Raw genomic sequence first — 16733 nt, 5'->3', positions numbered from 1 at the left:
TCTCTTTTTTCGTCCCCCCCCCCCCCCCCCCCCCCCCCCCCCCCCCCCCCCCCCCCCCCCCCCCCCCCCCCCCCCCCCCCCCCCCCGCGACAGGCGCCCAGCACGACGAGCAGCGCCGCCCGCCGCACGGGTCGGGTTGCGGGTGGACATGGCGGGGGATCCAGGGGCGGAGTCCCAGCGCTCGGCCGTCGACGTGTCCCGGTAGCCTCGGCGTGTGACCGTCCCGACCGTCTTCACCCCGCCCCCCGGTGCTCGCGCGTACCCGCTGCGCACCGCGCGAGGCGAGTTCGCCGTCGTCGACTCGCCCGTGGCCGACGGTGTGGTGCCGCGGGGTGCCGCTCTGCTGCTGCCCGGGTTCACCGGCAGCAAGGAGGACTTCCACCTGCTGCACGAGCCGCTCGCGGCGCGCGGGTACCGCACGGTCGCCGTCGACGGTCGTGGACAGAACGAGAGCGACGGGCCCGCGTTCGACGAAGCGCCGTACGCTCAGGAGGAGTTGGCGCGGGACGTGCTCGCGCAGGCGGCCGCGCTCGGCACCCCGGTGCACCTGGTCGGACACTCCCTGGGCGGGCAGATCGCCCGGGCGGCCGTCCTGCTCGACCATTCCCCCTTCACCTCGTTCACGCTGGTCGCGTCGGGCCCGGCGCACATCTCCGAGTCGCAGCGGCATCGCGTAGGGCTGCTGCACGACGCGCTCGCGCTGATGACGATGCCCGAGGTGTGGGAGGCGATCCTGGCGATGGGCCCGCCGGAGGAAGTCGGCGGCCCGGCCCGCGGGATCGGGGATCCGGCGCTGGTGAGGCAGCGCTGGGTGAACCACAAGCCCGCCCAGCTCCTGGCCACGGGACGCCAGCTGCTGGTCGAGCCGAACCGTGTCGCGGAACTCGCCGCCGTGCCGCTGCCGTTCCACGTCCTGTCGGGGGCGCGCGACGACACATGGCCGGTGACCGTCCTGGACGACATGGCGATGGACCTGGGCGCCCACCGGACGGTCGTCGCCGGCGCCGAACACTCCCCCAACCTGGACCAGCCCCTGCCGACGGCGCACGCGCTCGCCGACTTCTGGGACAAGGTCCGCCCGGACGGGGACTAGCGTCTCTGGTTCGGATCGGGCCGGTCGAAGCGGGGAGCGGCTAGTACTGCGTCTGCAAGTGCTCCCAGAACCCGTCCCGCAGCGCCCGTCTGAGGTCCGACTGGCCGCGCAGCGAGTACTGAAGCATGCCCTCCGCCTCCACGAGCAGGTCCTGGTCGACGGAACCGGGCAGGTAGGGGTGGCCCGGCAGCAGTTCCACGAGGGACTCCCGGCCCCGCGCCGCCAGCCACTTGGCCGCGATCTGCGCGCCGACGAAGCGCACGTCGTCGCGGGTGGGCCGGGCCGCACCGGCCGGCTCGTAGGTCTGGGCGGTACGCCGTGACACGTACGGCTTGAAGAAGTCGAGGTCGAGGGTGCGCTGGCTGTCGACCTCCCACAGCAGGGGTTCCGCCTGGTTGCGGCCCTCGGGGGCCTCGATGCCCCAGAGGTGGACGCGGGCGCCGTACCCCTGCGCGGCCTCGACGGCGGAGACCAGGTCCTCGTCGCCGCCCAGGAGCGCGGCGTCGCTGATGGCACGGTGGCGGGCGAGGGACTCCAGGTCGCTGCGGATCAGGGAGTCGACGCCCTTCTGCTGGTTGTTCGCGTTGAGGTTGCCCAGGCGGACCTTGACGTCGGGGAGTTCGGCGATGGACTGCTGCTCGGCGGTGTGGATGCGGCGGCGGGCGCCGTCGTACCAGTAGACGCGCAGCAGTCGGCTGTCCGCGAAGATCGTGCGGGCGCGGTCGATGAGCGCGTCGATCAGACCCTCGGCGTCGAGGTCGAAGGCCCGGCGGTCCTCGGTTCCGGCGACCAGCCGACCCGCCGCCGCGTAGAGGTACCCGGCGTCGACGAAGATCGCATGGGTCGAGGGTGTCTTCGCCACCTCGGCGAGCATGCGGGTCAGCAGCTCGTTCGTGCGGTCGATGCGGGCGGCGAGGGCCGCGAGGTCGTCGTTCATCACGTCCATTGTCCCGGCGGTCACGCTGCGAACACAACCGGTCCCGTTCGGTCTCCACAAGGCGCTTCACCGAGCAGGGCGAACCCTTGGCGGCCGTCGGTGGCGCCAGCTCCCTTACCGGTCAGTAATTAGACGTTCGAAAAATTTCTTTAGCGTAGGGAATGTTTGTAACACGCACCGCGTTGACTCTTCACGTACAGCAATTCTCCTCAGGAGGATGACCAGACGAAGGGAGAAGCCCATGCGCTTCGAAATCATGCGACTCGACGACGTCGACGGCACGCCCGTGGACAGCACCGTTGTGGACGCCGCCTCCGTCAACCGGATCGTTCAGCAGGCCGCCGCCATCGGGCAGCGACTGTGGATCCGTCCGGCCGGCACCTCGGCCTCGTAACATCACGGGCCCACACAGACTTCAGAGCCCCCCACGGCACGATGCCGTAGGGGGCTCTGCGCGTGCCGGAGGGGCTCAGGTTCCCTGGATCACCTGTGTGACGCCGTTGATGATCTGCTGTACGGCGATGGCGGAGAGCATCATGCCGGCGAGGCGCGTCACCAGGACCACGCCGCCGTCCCTGATGACCCGGATGATCAGCAGCGAGTAGCGCATCACCAGCCACAGCACGGCATGGATGGCGAGGATCGCCGTCCACACCGACACCTGCGTGGTGGCGCTGTCGGCCTTCTGCACGGCCAGGATGACCGACACGATCGCGCCCGGTCCGGCCAGCAGCGGCATGCCGAGCGGGACCAGCGCCACGTTGACGTCCTTGGTCTGCTTGGGCTCGTCGGTCTTGCCGGTCAGCAGGTCGAGGGCGATCAGCAGGAGCAGCAGTCCGCCCGCGATCATCAGCGCGGGCACGGACACATGCAGGTAGTTCAGGATCTGGTGACCGAGGAGCCCGAAGACGGTGATGACACCGCCGGCCACGCAGACGGCCTGGAAGGCCATGTGCTTCTGCACCTTGGCGGGACGCCCTGCGGTCAGCGCGAGGAAGATCGGGGTGACCCCGGGGGGATCCATGATGACGAAGAGGGTGAGGAAGAGGGAGCCGAAGACGGCGAGGTCGAACATCTGTAGGGAAGCCTTGCGAAAAGAGGGTGAAGGATGACGGATAAGGGGTGAGCCTCAGGCCGGTCCCGACACCGGGAGCGGTGACGGTCCGGGGTGGGTTTCAGGCCCCGCCGGTCCCCGGCACGCGGAGCGGTGACGGTAGAGGGCGGGCCTCAGGCCCCGCCGGTCCCCGGCACCGGGAACGCGCCGGTCGCGCGCCGGGTGATCTCCCCGTAGACCTCGGGGTCCGTCGTGTACTCGCCGAGCACGCACGTCTTGCGGCTGCCGTGGTAGTCGCTCGACCCGGTGACGAGGAGCCCCAGGTCGGCTGCGAGCCCGCGCAGTCGCGCGCGGGTGTGGTCGTCGTGGTCCATGTGGTCGACCTCGATGCCGTCGAGGCCGGCGGCGGCCAGCTCCGCGATCGCGGACTCCGGCACCGTGCGGCCCCGCTTGCTCGCGGCCGGGTGGGCGAAGACGGTGACGCCGCCCGCCGCCTTGACGAGGCGGATCGCTTCGAAGGGATCGGTCTCGTGCTTCTCGACGTAGGCCCGGCCACCGTCGGACAGCCAGTCCTGGGTGAACGCGTCGCTCACGGTCGACACGACACCGAGTTCGACGAGCGCGGTGGCCACGTGCGGGCGCCCGACGGAGCCCTCCCCCGCGATCCGCGCGACCTGCTCCCAGGTGACGGGCACGCCCAGATCGTTGAGCCTGGCGACCATGGCGCGCGCCCGCGGCACCCGGTCGTCGCGCACCAGCTCGCGCTCGGCGAGCAGGGCGGGCTCCTCGGGGTCGAAGAGGTAGGCCAGCATGTGCATGCTGATGCCGTCGATGCGGCAGGACAGCTCGGCCCCGGTGACGAGGGTGAGCCCCCGCGGCAGCGCGGCGGTCGCCTCGGCGTATCCGCGGGTGCTGTCGTGGTCGGTCAGCGCGACGACGTCCAGTCCGGCCGCGGCGGCGTTGCGCACCAGCTCGGCCGGAGTGTCCGTACCGTCGGAAGCCGTGGAGTGGCAGTGCAGATCGATGCGCACGACGCGGACTCCAAGCGGTGACGGGCGGACGGGGACGCTCAAGGATAACCGGATTTCCGGACCCCCCTGTCACACCTGAACCAGCCGAGTGCCCCCTACACCTGCGCGCCCGGCTCTGAGCGATCCCTCACGCCCTCAGGCGTCAGGGCCGGAACGCCCAACCCTTCAGAGCCTCGCGGCCGGGATGCCCCGCACATTCCGAACCCGCTCACCGGGAACGCCCCCACATTCCGAACCCGCTCACACCGGGACACCCCGCACTCCGAACCCAGCTCACCCGGGACGCCCCCCACTTCACGTTCCGCCTCCGGCAAGCCCCCTACGGCCTCAGCAACCGCGGCGAAAGCGCCCCGCACGGCACCAGCTCGACCTCCGCCCCCGCGTCGCGCAGATCGGTCAGCACCAGCTCGTCGTACATCAGCAACCCCGACTGCTCGGGCCAGACGACCGCCCACAGCCACAGCCCCCTCGCCTCGCCCGCGAAGACCGCGCGGTCGCCCGGGGCGCCGTGGACCAGCCAGAGCGGGGTGGGACGGCCGGCGGCGAGGACCTTGGCCTGGGGCGGCTTCTCCACGTTCATGTACGGACCGGGATCGGGGCCCTCCATCCCTGCGTAACGCGCGCCGAGTCCGACGCCCAGCTCCTCGGCGACGAGGATCAGCTCCCCCATGCCGCCGACCGGGCCAGGGCCCGTGCAGGCGACGGCGGTGGCGCGGCCGCCGCTGCGGTCGTCACCGGCGTAGGTCACGCCCGTGAAGAGCCAGCCGACCGGCAGCGGCCACGGCATCCACACCGGCACCTGGGTGCGGTGCACGACCACGCTGAGGGCCTCGACGCTGGGCGGGATCACGGGCTGGAGCGGATACACGGCCCCGTGCACGCCGCACTGCCAGGAATCGGCGAAGAGGCCGGGAGCCCTGACCCGGCCACCACACTTCGGGCAACTGGGTTCGCCCCTCATAGAGCCCCACGGTCCTACCCGATCCGGCCCACGTCAAGGACGATCACCCGTCCGGGCGGAAACCCCGTCCGGGCGAGGCAGGTAGCGGTACCTTGGCGCGGGACCCTGCTGCTCGGCCTCGCCCTCGTCGTCGTCCTCGCGGGCCTGACCGGCACCTCCGACACCGTCGGACAGCTCGTCGGCCACCGCGCCGGCTGGGGCCTGGGCAAGGCGCTGTTCGTCTCCACCGCCCTCGCGGTGATCGTCGGAGCGGCGGCGGGCGGCAGCGCGGAGCTGCCCCACCCCGCGGCGATCCTGCTGTACGAGTACGCCCTCGGCCTCGGCATGGCGTGCGGACCCCTGCTGGGCGCTGCTCGGGGAGGTCAGCTGGGGCTACCCCTTCTTCGGCACCGCGGTGCCGAAGGCGATCGGCTCCCTGTGGATCACGGCGTCCCTCAGGGAGCAGCCGAAGCCCGCCCGCAAGATGTCGCCGCTGCTCCGGGGAGGTCAGCTGGCGCTACCCCTTCTTCGACACCGCGGTACTGGTGGCCCGCGGCTCCAGCAGCGGTTCGGCTCGCCGAGGGTGCTCGGCGGCTCCCTGGTGCTGCTCGCCGCCGACGTCCTGGTGCTCGGCTACGCGGACCACGCCACCGCCGTCTTCCGCACGATCCTGTCCGGCGCCCTCATCGGCTGAACGACACCGTGTACACGGAGCTGGCCCTTGGGTGTCGGACGCCCCGCGACCGGTCGCGAGCGGGGCGCAACTTCGTGCGCTGGTTCGCCGCGGCCGCCGCGCCGTTCTTCGCGCCGAAGATCCGGGAGTGGACCGACATCCATATCCCGTTCGTCGTCGCGGCGGTCACCGCCGTCCTCGGCGCGGTCGTGGTCGCCTTCCGACGCAAGGCGCTGACACTCCCCCACTCCCGACTTCGCCCGAGCGGGGGGGGGAATCGTCGCCGAGGAAGCCGGAGCCCCGGCACACGACCGAGGACGGGGTCACCGTCTTCGCCAACTGACGCACTGCTGCTGCCGGTTGGTGAGTTCGGTCACTCCAGCGGGACGGACCTGCGCGACGGATCCCGCAGGTCAGTCCCGTGCGTCAGCCATCGCTCCTGAAGGGCCTGGGCGCCGTGCACCCTCTTCCAGGCGGCCTCGTTGGGGGTCATCGGCAGCAGCGGCAGGAACCGGACCGGGTCCAGGGGCTCGTCCAGGTTCAGATTCTCGACCAGACCGCCGGGCTCGGCCACCAGCACGGAGGTGAACGGGGCGCCCGGCCACAGGGGTTCCCCGACGTCGAGGGAGGCGCCGGGTGCCACGACCACGCCCTCGACCTGCGGGGAGGCGGCGAGCACGGCGAGCGGGCGGAGCACCTTGTCGGTGCCGGCGTGCCCGGCGCGCACGGACAGGACCAGCTCGGCGCGCGGCCCCTCGACCGGGTCGGCGAGCATCGCGGTGGGGTCGCTCATCGGCTGCGCGGACATGCCGAGCGTGGCGTAGCGGACGATGTCGCCCTCCTGGAAGCGCAGGACCTCGATGCGGTCCGTACCCAGGAAGGTGACCGCGGCGCGGGCGTCCGGCTCGCCCAGCGCGCTGCGCAACCGGGCTTCGACCAGAGGAAGAACATCAGCCATGCCGCGAGCATAGAACTCGCCAGTACCGGGCAAAGCAGCGCCTTGACACTTCGGTCGGCTGATACTCTGGCCCGGTGGTTCGGGGCAGCACGCAGAAGCGTCGCGATCAAGCCCCGACGCCGAAGGTATTCCCTCACGGGGGACCGGCTGGAGGAGGTGGGGCTGTCATGGATCGAAGTCGGCCGTGCAGTACCACTCGCTCTTCCCGCCGCTGATGTAGCTCTGGCTCCGGCCGACCGCCGCCTCTCGCGTTCGCGTCTTCACTCGGAAGAGCACTTCGTTTCGTTGTACCGGATCTGCCCGAGCTCCTCGGTCCGCGCGATCCGTCTGATCTGAAGCAGTAGCTGAATCAGTAGCGAAACCCGCCACCGCGACGGTGCGGTGCTCCCCGCTTTGTGGACGTGCCAAACATCCTTCCCCTGCCTCGAAGGGCGGGGAGGCCTCTTGCCAGGACGTCCCCATTCCGGGCAGTTCCACCCGTCGTCGGCGCCTTTCGTTGCCCGTCGCGAAGGAGCCTGCCATGTCGATGATCCGCGACCTGCGTGCCGTGGTCCGCCCGTCCCGCCCCTCCCTGCGCAAGGAGAGCGGCGCGTACGACCCCACGCGCGACCCGGCCACTCCCTCGGCCGTCGTCGACTGCGCCGTCTACCGCGACGGCGCCCGCGTCGAGACGGTGACACCGCTGGCCCCGCACGAGGCGATGCGCCAGGTGCGCCGCGACGGCGGGTTCGTGTGGATCGGCCTGCATGAGCCGACGGAGAGTGAGTTCGCCGGTATCGCGCGCGAGTTCGGGCTGCATCCGCTGGCCGTGGAGGACGCGGTCCAGGCCCACCAGCGCCCCAAGCTGGAGCGCTACGACGACTCCCTGTTCACCGTCTTCAAGACCATCCACTACGTCGAGCACGACCAACTCGACGCCAACAGCGAGGTGGTGGAGACCGGCGAGGTCATGTGCTTCACCGGCAAGGACTTCTTCATCACCGTCCGGCACGGCGGCCAGGGCTCGTTGCGCGCACTGCGCCGCCGCCTCCAGGACGACCCGGAGTTGCTCGCCAGGGGCCCCTCTGCGGTGCTGCACGCGATCGCCGACCACGTCGTCGACGGTTACATCGCGGTCGCCGACGCCGTGCAGGACGACATCGACGAGGTCGAGACGGAGGTGTTCTCGCCGGGACGCAAGGGCAGCCCGCGTGGCACCGACGCCGGCCGGATCTACCAACTCAAGCGCGAGGTACTGGAGTTCAAGCGGGCGGTGTCGCCGCTGCTGCGGCCGATGCAACTGCTCAGCGAGCGGCCCATGCGGCTGATCGACCCCGACATCCAGAAGTACTTCCGTGACGTCGCCGACCACCTCGCCCGGGTCCAGGAACAGGTCATCGGCTTCGACGAGTTGCTCAACTCGATCCTCCAGGCCAACCTCGCGCAGGCGTCCGTCGCGCAGAACGAGGACATGCGCAAGATCACCTCCTGGGCGGCCATCATCGCCGTACCGACGATGGTCTGCGGGGTCTACGGCATGAACTTCGACCACATGCCGGAGCTGCACTGGCGCTACGGCTACCCCGTGATCATGTCGGTGACGGTGGCGCTCTGTGTGGGCATCCACCGCACGCTCAAGCGCAACGGCTGGCTGTGAGAAGCGCCTGGATAGGGTGGGTCCCATGACACGCGAGCTGCTCGGTCCGGCCCTCGTCGAGGAGGCCACCAAGAAGTCCGGTCTCATCTGGGTCGAGGCGGCCGGTGAACGGAGCGCACGGGCACTGTGGCACGTGTGGCACGAGGGCGCGGCCCATCTGGTCGGTGACGGGCCCGGCGAGCAGCCGTTGCCGGGACTGGCCGACGGCGTGACGGCCGAGGTGACCGTCCGCAGCAAGGACAAGGGCGGCCGGCTGGTCACCTGGGCCGCGCGGGTCGTCCAGCTCGCCCCCGGCACCGAGGCATGGGAGGCGGCCGTCGCCGACCTCAAGGGCAAACGGCTGAACGCGCCCGACGGTGAGGCGATGACAGAGCGCTGGGCGCGGGAGTGCCGGGTGATCCGGCTGGAGCCCACCGGCACCACGTCCGCGCTGCCCGACGGAGACCTGGCGGCGCCGCCGGTGCCGTCCCCGGCCACGACCCGTCAGCCGGCCCCGGCGGGCCTGCCCCGGCTGCTGCTGAAGAGGAAGCGGAAGAAGGGCGAGCGCGCGTAGCCGGTCACGACGTCGGCAGTTCCTTGCCGTAGTCCACGATCTCGTCCTTCGCCGGCTCCTTCAGGGCGAAGTCCTTGCCCCAGGCGGAGAAGGTCAGCGTGCCCGCCCCGCCCGCCCGCACCAGGCGCAGCGGGTACGGCTCGCCCTCCAGGGACACGTCCAGCGTGCCGCCGGAGCCCCCGTCGCCGGTGATGCGGATCGTGCGCACCCCGGCCTGCTCGTGGTGCCCGTCCTTGCCCAGCGAACCGTGCAGTGTCAGCACACTGTCGAGAAGGAGGTCCTTGTCCGTGAACCCGCTGAACTTCTTGTACGAGGGGTCACCGGTCGGCACCTTCACGTACTTGTCGTCGAGTTTGCCCGCGGCCGCGGTGTCGGAGCCGCTGCTCTCGGACTTGCCGTCCTCGTGCTTCCAGAACGCGGCGTCCGCCTTGAGGTACAGCTCCTCGTCGACCCGCAGCAGGTGGAAGGTGGCACCCTCGGCGGTCACCGATCCCGTGGCGCCGTCCGACTTCAGGCTCATGTCGAGCCGGTACGACTTCCCGCCCGCGACCACGGACCCGGACAGCCGCACCGCGTCCACCGCCGCGGCGGCCGCCTGCGTCCTGCCCTGGATCTTGTCGGCGGCCAGCTTGCCGACCCCGTTCGTCCCCGCGTCCGGGTCCTCGCCGCACCCGGTGAGCCCCAGGCCCGTCACGGCCAGCGCGCACATCGCGCTCACCAGCGCGGCCCGGCGATGGGTACGGCCCTGGGCGATCGCAGTCACAGAGGGGGCTGCCTTTCTGCGGGGAACTCCTGAGCGGCGTACCGCAGCGTACCGGGGTCCCGGCAGGGCAACGGAGCCAGTCCGTCCGGACCGCTCACCAGGGCGTACCCGATCGGGACGGGCTAGCCTGAAGCCCGCACGAGCGGGCAATTGGGAAAAGAACCTCACCCGCAACACCGCGGGGAGCACGTCGGCGAACACCCCGTACGAGCGCGTACGAGAAGGAGGTCCGGACATGGCAGCGGGCGCCCCCCGGATCTTCGTCTCCCACCTCGCCGGGGTCGCCGTGTTCGACCCCAACGGCGACACCGTGGGGCGGGTGCGCGACCTGGTCGCCATGCTGCGGGTCGGCCGCAAGCCGCCCAGGCTGCTCGGGCTGGTCGTCGAACTCACCACCCGGCGCCGGATCTTCCTGCCGATGACCCGCGTGACCAGCATCGAGTCCGGCCAGGTCCTCAGCACCGGAGTGCTGAACGTCCGCCGTTTCGAACAGCGGCCCACCGAGCGGCTCGTCTTCGGCGAACTGCTCGACCGGCGCGTCACGCTCGCCGAGACCGGCGAGGACGTCACCGTCCTCGACCTGTCCGTGCAGCAGCTGCCGGCCCGCCGGGACTGGGAGATCGACCGGATCTTCGTACAGAAGGGCAAGAAGTCGGGCGCCTTCCGACGCGGCAGGGGCGAGAAGCTGACCGTGGAGTGGTCAGCGGTCACCGGCTTCTCCCTGGAGGAGCACGGGCAGGGCGCCGAGAGCCTCCTCGCCACCTTCGAGCAGCTGCGCCCGGCCGACCTGGCGAACGTCCTGCACCACCTGTCCGCCAAGCGCCGCGCGGAGGTCGCCGCCGCCCTCGACGACGACCGGCTCGCCGACGTCCTGGAGGAGCTGCCGGAGGACGACCAGATCGAGATCCTCGGCAAGCTGAAGGAGGAGCGCGCCGCGGACGTCCTGGAGGCCATGGACCCCGACGACGCCGCCGACCTGCTCTCCGAGCTGCCCGAGGAGGACAAGGAGCGGCTGCTGAGCCTGATGGAGCCCGACGACGCCGCCGACATGCGCCGCCTGATGGCGTACGAGGAGCACACGGCGGGCGGTCTGATGACGACCGAACCGATCGTGCTGCGGCCCGACGCGACCGTCGCCGACGCCCTCGCACGGGTCCGCAACCGTGACCTGTCCCCCGCCCTCGCCGCCCAGGTCTACGTGTGCCGCCCGCCCGACGAGACGCCGACCGGCAAGTATCTGGGCACCGTCCACTTCCAGCGGCTCCTGCGCGACCCGCCGTACACGCTGGTCAGCTCGATCCTCGACGACGACCTCCAGACCCTCGCGCCGGGCGCGACCCTGCCCGTGATCGCCGGTTTCTTCGCGACGTACGACATGGTCGCGGCGCCCGTCGTCGACGAGGCGGGCTCCCTGCTCGGCGCGGTCACGGTGGACGACGTGCTGGACCACATGCTGCCCGAGGACTGGCGGGAGACGGAGTTCCACCTGGCCGAGGGGGAGGTGTCCGATGGCTCCCGAGCGTGACGCCGCCCGCGCCGAGCGGACCCCGGTCGGCGCCACGGCGACCACCCGCCCCCGCGTCCGGCTGGACCAGCCGCGCCCGCCCAGGCGCCGGCTCCTGCCCGAGTGGGACCCGGAGGCCTTCGGACGGCTCTCGGAGCGCATCGCCCGGTTCCTGGGCACCGGACGGTTCATCGTCTGGATGACGATCGTCATCATCGTGTGGGTCCTGTGGAACATCTTCGCCCCGCGTGACCTGCGCTTCGACAACTACCCCTTCATCTTCCTGACGCTGATGCTGTCACTCCAGGCCTCCTACGCGGCTCCGCTGATCCTGCTCGCACAGAACCGCCAGGACGACCGCGACCGGGTCAACCTGGAGCAGGACCGCAAGCAGAACGAGCGGTCCATCGCGGACACCGAGTACCTCACGCGCGAGATCGCCGCCCTCCGGATCGGGCTCGGCGAGGTCGCCACCCGGGACTGGATCCGCTCCGAACTCCAGGACATGGTGAAGGAACTGGAGGGGCTGCGCGACGGCCATGTCGTATTCCCGGCGGAACGGTCGCGCGGACGTGACGTAGACGACCGCTGACGGGCATGCCGAGGCTCGGGCGGGGCGCCGTACCATCGTCCTTATGGCTACGGAAGACGCGGTGCGTGAAGCACTGGCGACGGTGAACGATCCCGAGATCAACCGCCCCATCACCGAACTCGGGATGGTCAAGTCGGTGGACATTGGGGCGGACGGGGCGGTCGCGGTCACCGTGTACCTGACGGTCTCCGGCTGCCCCATGCGCGAGACGATCACGCAGCGCGTCACCGAGGCGGTCTCCGGGGTCGAGGGCGTCACGCGCGTCGACGTGACCCTGGACGTGATGAGCGACGAACAGCGCAAGGAACTGGCGACCGCGCTGCGCGGCGGCCAGACCGAGCGCGAGGTGCCCTTCGCCAAGCCGGGCTCGCTCACGCGTGTGTACGCGGTCGCGTCCGGCAAGGGCGGCGTCGGCAAGTCGTCGGTGACCGTGAACCTGGCGGCGGCGATGGCGGCCGACGGCCTGAAGGTGGGTGTCGTCGACGCCGACATCTACGGCCACAGCGTGCCACGCATGCTCGGCGCGGACGGCCGTCCCACCCAGGTCGAGAACATGATCATGCCGCCGTCGGCGCACGGCGTGAAGGTCATCTCGATCGGCATGTTCACCCCGGGCAACGCCCCGGTCGTCTGGCGCGGCCCGATGCTCCACCGCGCGCTCCAGCAGTTCCTGGCCGACGTGTACTGGGGCGACCTGGACGTCCTGCTGCTCGACCTCCCGCCGGGCACCGGCGACATCGCCATCTCGGTGGCCCAGCTGGTCCCGAACGCGGAGATCCTGGTCGTCACCACGCCCCAGCAGGCCGCCGCCGAGGTGGCGGAGCGGGCGGGCTCCATCGCGGTCCAGACCCACCAGAAGATCGTCGGCGTCGTCGAGAACATGTCCGGGCTGCCCTGCCCGCACTGCGGCGAGATGGTCGACGTCTTCGGCACCGGCGGCGGCCAGGCCGTCGCGGACGGTCTGACCCGCACCACGGGCGCCTCGGTGCCGGTCCTCGGCTCCATCCCCATCGACGTCCGCCTGCGCGAAGGCGGCGACGAGGGCAAGCCGGTCGTCCTCACCGACCCGGACTCCCCGGCGGGTGCCGCCCTGCGGGCCATCGCGGGCAAGCTCGGCGGCCGCCAGCGGGGCCTGTCGGGCCTGTCCCTGGGCATCACCCCGAAGAACAAGTTCTGACCCGCCGTACGAGACACGGTCTCCGCCCCCGTCGTACGACGACGGGGGCGCCGTCCGTCAGGACCGCGCCCCCCGCCGCCGTCACCGCGGCTACGCGTACTCGGCGAGGTCCTTGATCACGGCGAAGCCGAGCCCGTACGCGCTCATGCCTCTGCCGTACGCCCCCAGGTGCACCCCTTCCTGCGTCGAGCCGGCCAGCACCCAGCCGAACTCGGACTCGCGGTAGTGGAAGGGGGTCGGCACGCCGTCGACCGGCAGGGACAGCGTGGACCAGTCCGGGCCGGACAGGTCGTCGGCCAGCACCCACGCCGTCTCGGTCTGCTGCTCCAGCCAGTCGTCACGCAGGCTGTGGTCCATCTGGCCCGGCCAGGTGAAGGACAGCAACCCCACACCCGCCAGCCAGGCCGCCGAGGACACCGAGGTGGCCTCCAGCAGCCCCGTGCCGTCCGCGCTGCGCCGGACGGGGTTCGCGGCGACGGTCACGACGACCGCGAACTTGCCGCGGTCCTCCCCGGCCGTCTCGTGGCGTACCGAGGGCTCGTCACCGTGCCCGATCGAACCGTGCTCGACGGCACCGTCGGCCGCCGCACCCACCTGCATCAGCCAGCGCGGTCCCGTGAAGGCCTCGTCGAGGCCGTACCACGGGAAGGGCGCCTCCAGGTAGCCGTCGACCGTGCGCCGGGCGGAGGGAAGCGGTTGTCCGCCCTCCGCGGCCGGCGCCTCTACGACTGCCCGACTCGTCGTCTCCATGTCCCCGGACGCCTCCTCGCTCTAGCCGGACCGTACGGCCCGCCCCCCTTCGGGCGGCGTTGCCCTCGGGTACGGCCCGCACAACAACCAGGCAGCATAGCCACCCCGCCGGTGACTGCGGGGAAGCCGCCCGGCGCGTGCGGCGTGCGCCCCCTCACATCCGGGGGACGGGGAGACTCAGGTGGCGTCCGCGTCGAAGGGCGGACGGTCGTCCTTGCCCGGCTCGTCCGGCTGCTTCGCCATGTCGATACGGCCGCCGGACGAGGCGGACGAGGACGGCGAGGAGGACTCCTGGTCGCGGCCCTGGATGCCGTCCGTGACCTCGGCCATCTCCTTCTTGAGGTCGAAGCCGTTGCGGATCTCCTTCAGCCCCAGGTCCTCGTTGTCCAGCTGCTTGCGGATGAAGGTCTTGGGGTTGAGGTCCTCGAACTCGAAGTCCTTGAACTCCGGGCCGAGTTCCTGCCGGATGTCCTGCTTGGCGCTCTCGGAGAACTCACGGATCTTCCGGACCGTGCGCATCACGTCATGGATGACCTTCGGGAGCTTGTCCGGACCGAAGACGAGCACGGCCAGGACGATGATCGTCACCAGCTCGAGCGGTCCTATGTCATTGAACACCTGAAGCTCCTTGCGATGTCCGCGGTCCGCGGTCCTCGGCGGCCCTGCTGGCCCTCGGTGGTCGGTGCGGGTCTTCCGTGGTCCGGGCCGGGTCCACGGTACCTGTCGCACCTGTCCGACCGGTACCGTCCCGAGGTGTCCGACTGGTGGCGGGTGACCTGTTTCTCGCGTTGTCCGCCCAGTGGAACCATACGGCGGCGTCCGGAGTGTGAAGTTTCTGTCATTCGTGGGAGGGCGGACACGCTGCCTCGGGTTCAGCCGCTGTCGGAGGAGCCGAGCACGAGGGAGAGGGTGCGTTCCTTCCCGTCGCGTTCGACGGTCAGTTCCAGGCGGTCGCCGGGGCGGTGTGCGCGCGTCTTGACGATCAGTTCCTCGCCGGAGTGGACGCGCCGGCCGTCGACCGCGGTGATGAGGTCCCCCGGCCGGATGCCGGCCCGGTCGCCGGGGCCGCCCGCGGTCACCGGATCGCTCCCGCCACCGCTCTCGGTGCCGACTCGGGCGCCGTCGCCCGTGTACTCCATGTCGAGGGTCACGCCGATGACCGGGTGGGTCGCCCGGCCCGTGTCGATCAGCTCCTCGGCGACACGCTTGCCCTGGTTGACCGGGATGGCGAAGCCCAGACCGATCGAACCGGCCTGGCCGCCGTCGGAATCGGTGCCGTCGGCGGCGGACCGGATGGCCGAGTTGATGCCGATGACACGGCCCATCGCGTCGAGGAGGGGGCCGCCGGAGTTCCCGGGGTTGATGGGCGCGTCGGTCTGCAAGGCGTCCACGTACGACACGTCGCTCGCGTCACCGCTCTCGCCGCCGGCGGTGACGGGCCGCTCCTTGGCGCTGATGATGCCTGACGTGACGGTGCCCTCCAGATCGAAGGGGGCGCCGATGGCGACGACCGGGTCACCGACCCGGACGTTGTCGGAGTTGCCGAGGGGTAGGGGCTCCATGCCCCGCACGCCGGTCACCTTCACCACGGCGAGGTCGTATCCGCTGTCCTTTCCGACGACCTCGGCCTCGGCGGTCTGGCCACCGTTGAAGACCACGGATATCTCGCCGCCGGACCCCGCGGGCTCGACGACGTGGCTGTTGGTGAGGATGTGACCGCGAGTGTCGAGCACGAAGCCGGTGCCGGTACCGGCCTCCTCGCCGCCGCTGACGTGCAGCGTGACAACGCTGGGCAGGGCGCGGGCGGCGATCCCGGCGACGCTGTCCGCGTCCCGCACGCCCGGCTCGACAGAGGCCTGCGGCAACTCCACCGCGCCGACCCCGCCGTGCCGCTCCAGATACACGCCGACGCCTCCGCCGACTCCCCCGGAGACCAGAGCCAACAACAAGGCCCCACCCACCAGTTCCCTACGCCGACGCCGCCGCCGCTCCGTCAGGTCGGCGACCCGGGCCCCGGTCTGCTGAAGCGGCCCGAGGGCCCAGGGATCGTAACGGCGCCAGGGGCCCGCGGGCGGCGCGGAGGGCGGGACGTGGGCGGGGAAGCCTTCGGCGGGCGGGACGGGGGCGCCGAGGGCGGGCGGGGACGGGTCGGAGGCGGCCCTGGCGGGGACACCCGGGGCGGGGGCGCCGAGGCCGGGCGGGAAGGCGTCGGCGGGCCCGGCGGGGACACCTGGCACGGGAGCGCCGGAGGCGGGCGGGAACGCGTCGGCGGACCCGGCAGGGACACCGGGAACGGAGGCGTCCGGAGGCGAGGAGGTGCCGGTAGCGCCCGCCGTGGGGACGCCAGGAGGGGGCACAACGGGAGCGGGTGGGACCGAGTCGACAGCGGGCGCGTCAGGGACACCGGGCATCGGCGCCGTCGGGCCGGAGGCGGCCGCACCGACCACACCAGGAACAGGCGCGGCAGGCGCGGGTGGCACCGCGCCGACAGCCGGCGCGCCAGGGACACCGGGCATCGGCGCCGTCGGGCCGGAGGCGGCCGGGGCGGGAGCCGGTGTCGCCGCCGGGTGCTGGACAGGCGGTGCGGGCGCCCAGGGGCCGGGTTCGCCGTACGGCGGGGTGCTGTAGGGGTCGGGATCATGCAGGGGCTTGGGCCGTTCGGGGACGGCAGGGGACTCAGGCGCGCGATCCGCCGATTCCGCCGATTCCGCCGGCGACAAGCTCGCCTGCGTACCAGCGGGAGGCCGAAGGGCATCGTCGGCCGACTCGACCGCCATCCCCGCCGATTGCCAGACACCGTCCCCCGCGGGGACAGGCCGGGCGGCTCCGTCCGCGGAGATCAACCCGGTCTCCCCACCGGAAGCAATGCGCTCCGGCTCCTCGGTGTCGGCCGTGTCCGCCGTGTGGGCCGTGTCCGCCGTGTCGGCCGTGTCGGCCGTGTCCGCCGTGTCCGCCGGAAAGCACCGGCCCAGCGGGGAGCCGCTGTCGGGAAGCGTCCGGTGCTGATCCTCCGCGGCCTTGTCAGCGGCCCTCGCAGGGCGGGCCAGTTCGAAGTCGCCCACAGGGATCACT

General features: G+C 71.6%; 16 protein-coding genes and 1 pseudogene. 8 read left to right on the top strand and 9 right to left on the bottom strand.

All coding sequences use genetic code 11. The features are described from left to right. Positions 1-214 precede the first annotated feature (214 nt). Positions 215-1093 (top strand): alpha/beta fold hydrolase, encoded by an 879-nt coding sequence (locus ACZ5Y0_RS05560; RefSeq protein WP_469127306.1) that lies wholly within the window; start codon positions 215-217, stop codon positions 1091-1093. Positions 1094-1133: 40 nt separating this feature from the next. Here ACZ5Y0_RS05560 and ACZ5Y0_RS05555 read toward each other — a convergent pair whose 3' ends face one another. After that, complete coding sequence (locus tag ACZ5Y0_RS05555) at positions 1134-2039, bottom strand: NYN domain-containing protein (RefSeq protein WP_469127516.1); 906 nt, start codon at positions 2037-2039, stop codon at positions 1134-1136. A 232-nt stretch (positions 2040-2271) separates the two neighbouring features. Between ACZ5Y0_RS05555 and ACZ5Y0_RS05550 the strand changes: the two genes are divergently transcribed. Continuing rightward, complete coding sequence (locus ACZ5Y0_RS05550; protein WP_467510682.1) at positions 2272-2424, top strand: hypothetical protein; 153 nt, start codon at positions 2272-2274, stop codon at positions 2422-2424. 75 nt (positions 2425-2499) lie between these two features. On the opposite strand, the gene ACZ5Y0_RS05545 is transcribed toward ACZ5Y0_RS05550, so the two are convergent. The 3 genes from ACZ5Y0_RS05545 to ACZ5Y0_RS05535 all read right to left on the bottom strand — a co-directional run bounded on the left by ACZ5Y0_RS05545 (position 2500) and on the right by ACZ5Y0_RS05535 (position 5076). Next, on the bottom strand, positions 2500-3105 hold the full coding sequence (locus ACZ5Y0_RS05545; RefSeq protein WP_469127305.1) for a MarC family protein: 606 nt from the start codon (positions 3103-3105) through the stop codon (positions 2500-2502). Between the two features lie 152 nt (positions 3106-3257). Further along, positions 3258-4115 (bottom strand): PHP domain-containing protein, encoded by an 858-nt coding sequence (locus ACZ5Y0_RS05540; RefSeq protein WP_469127304.1) that lies wholly within the window; start codon positions 4113-4115, stop codon positions 3258-3260. A gap of 319 nt (positions 4116-4434) precedes the next feature. After that, positions 4435-5076: a DUF6758 family protein gene (locus ACZ5Y0_RS05535; protein ID WP_469127303.1), complete on the bottom strand. Its 642-nt coding sequence runs from the start codon at positions 5074-5076 to the stop codon at positions 4435-4437. A 96-nt stretch (positions 5077-5172) separates the two neighbouring features. On the opposite strand from ACZ5Y0_RS05535, the pseudogene ACZ5Y0_RS05530 reads away from it, so the two are divergent. Next, positions 5173-6071 (top strand): annotated as a pseudogene (locus ACZ5Y0_RS05530) (MFS transporter); the annotation flags it as partial. A gap of 30 nt (positions 6072-6101) precedes the next feature. On the opposite strand, the gene ACZ5Y0_RS05525 reads toward ACZ5Y0_RS05530, so the two are convergent. Then, positions 6102-6686, bottom strand: coding sequence for a suppressor of fused domain protein (locus ACZ5Y0_RS05525; protein WP_469127302.1), 585 nt, complete (start codon positions 6684-6686; stop codon positions 6102-6104). A 520-nt stretch (positions 6687-7206) separates the two neighbouring features. On the opposite strand from ACZ5Y0_RS05525, the gene ACZ5Y0_RS05520 reads away from it, so the two are divergent. Continuing rightward, complete coding sequence (locus ACZ5Y0_RS05520; RefSeq protein WP_469127301.1) at positions 7207-8322, top strand: magnesium and cobalt transport protein CorA; 1116 nt, start codon at positions 7207-7209, stop codon at positions 8320-8322. Positions 8323-8347: 25 nt separating this feature from the next. Further along, entirely contained in the window at positions 8348-8875 is a 528-nt protein-coding gene (locus ACZ5Y0_RS05515) for a hypothetical protein (protein WP_469127300.1), read from the top strand. 4 nt (positions 8876-8879) lie between these two features. Here ACZ5Y0_RS05515 and ACZ5Y0_RS05510 read toward each other — a convergent pair whose 3' ends face one another. After that, positions 8880-9638 carry a hypothetical protein gene (locus ACZ5Y0_RS05510; protein ID WP_469127299.1) on the bottom strand — a complete coding sequence of 253 codons (759 nt, stop codon included), beginning with the start codon at positions 9636-9638 and terminating at the stop codon, positions 8880-8882. A gap of 235 nt (positions 9639-9873) precedes the next feature. On the opposite strand from ACZ5Y0_RS05510, the gene ACZ5Y0_RS05505 reads away from it, so the two are divergent. Genes ACZ5Y0_RS05505 through ACZ5Y0_RS05495 form a run of 3 tightly spaced genes read left to right on the top strand, consistent with a single transcriptional unit; the run spans position 9874 to position 12911 of the window. Further along, entirely contained in the window at positions 9874-11163 is a 1290-nt protein-coding gene (locus ACZ5Y0_RS05505) for a magnesium transporter MgtE N-terminal domain-containing protein (protein ID WP_469127298.1), read from the top strand. After that, positions 11147-11734 carry a DUF1003 domain-containing protein gene (locus ACZ5Y0_RS05500; protein WP_469127297.1) on the top strand — a complete coding sequence of 196 codons (588 nt, stop codon included), beginning with the start codon at positions 11147-11149 and terminating at the stop codon, positions 11732-11734. Before ACZ5Y0_RS05505 ends, ACZ5Y0_RS05500 begins: the two co-directional genes overlap by 17 nt. Before the next feature lie 43 nt (positions 11735-11777). Continuing rightward, on the top strand, positions 11778-12911 hold the full coding sequence (locus ACZ5Y0_RS05495; protein WP_469127296.1) for an Mrp/NBP35 family ATP-binding protein: 1134 nt from the start codon (positions 11778-11780) through the stop codon (positions 12909-12911). 90 nt (positions 12912-13001) lie between these two features. On the opposite strand, the gene ACZ5Y0_RS05490 is transcribed toward ACZ5Y0_RS05495, so the two are convergent. The 3 genes from ACZ5Y0_RS05490 to ACZ5Y0_RS05480 form a co-directional block, all read right to left on the bottom strand. Continuing rightward, positions 13002-13661: a hypothetical protein gene (locus ACZ5Y0_RS05490; RefSeq protein WP_469127295.1), complete on the bottom strand. Its 660-nt coding sequence runs from the start codon at positions 13659-13661 to the stop codon at positions 13002-13004. A 177-nt stretch (positions 13662-13838) separates the two neighbouring features. After that, positions 13839-14279, bottom strand: a complete 441-nt coding sequence (locus ACZ5Y0_RS05485) for a sec-independent translocase (RefSeq protein WP_469127294.1) — start codon at positions 14277-14279, stop codon at positions 13839-13841. Positions 14280-14533: 254 nt separating this feature from the next. Further along, complete coding sequence (locus ACZ5Y0_RS05480) at positions 14534-16438, bottom strand: S1C family serine protease (protein WP_469127515.1); 1905 nt, start codon at positions 16436-16438, stop codon at positions 14534-14536. Between the last annotated feature and the right edge of the window lie 295 nt (positions 16439-16733).

The organism is Streptomyces sp. NPDC033216, from assembly GCF_055577115.1.
Note: the sequence above shows the minus strand (reverse complement) of the source record. Positions and strands in the feature narration are given on the sequence as shown.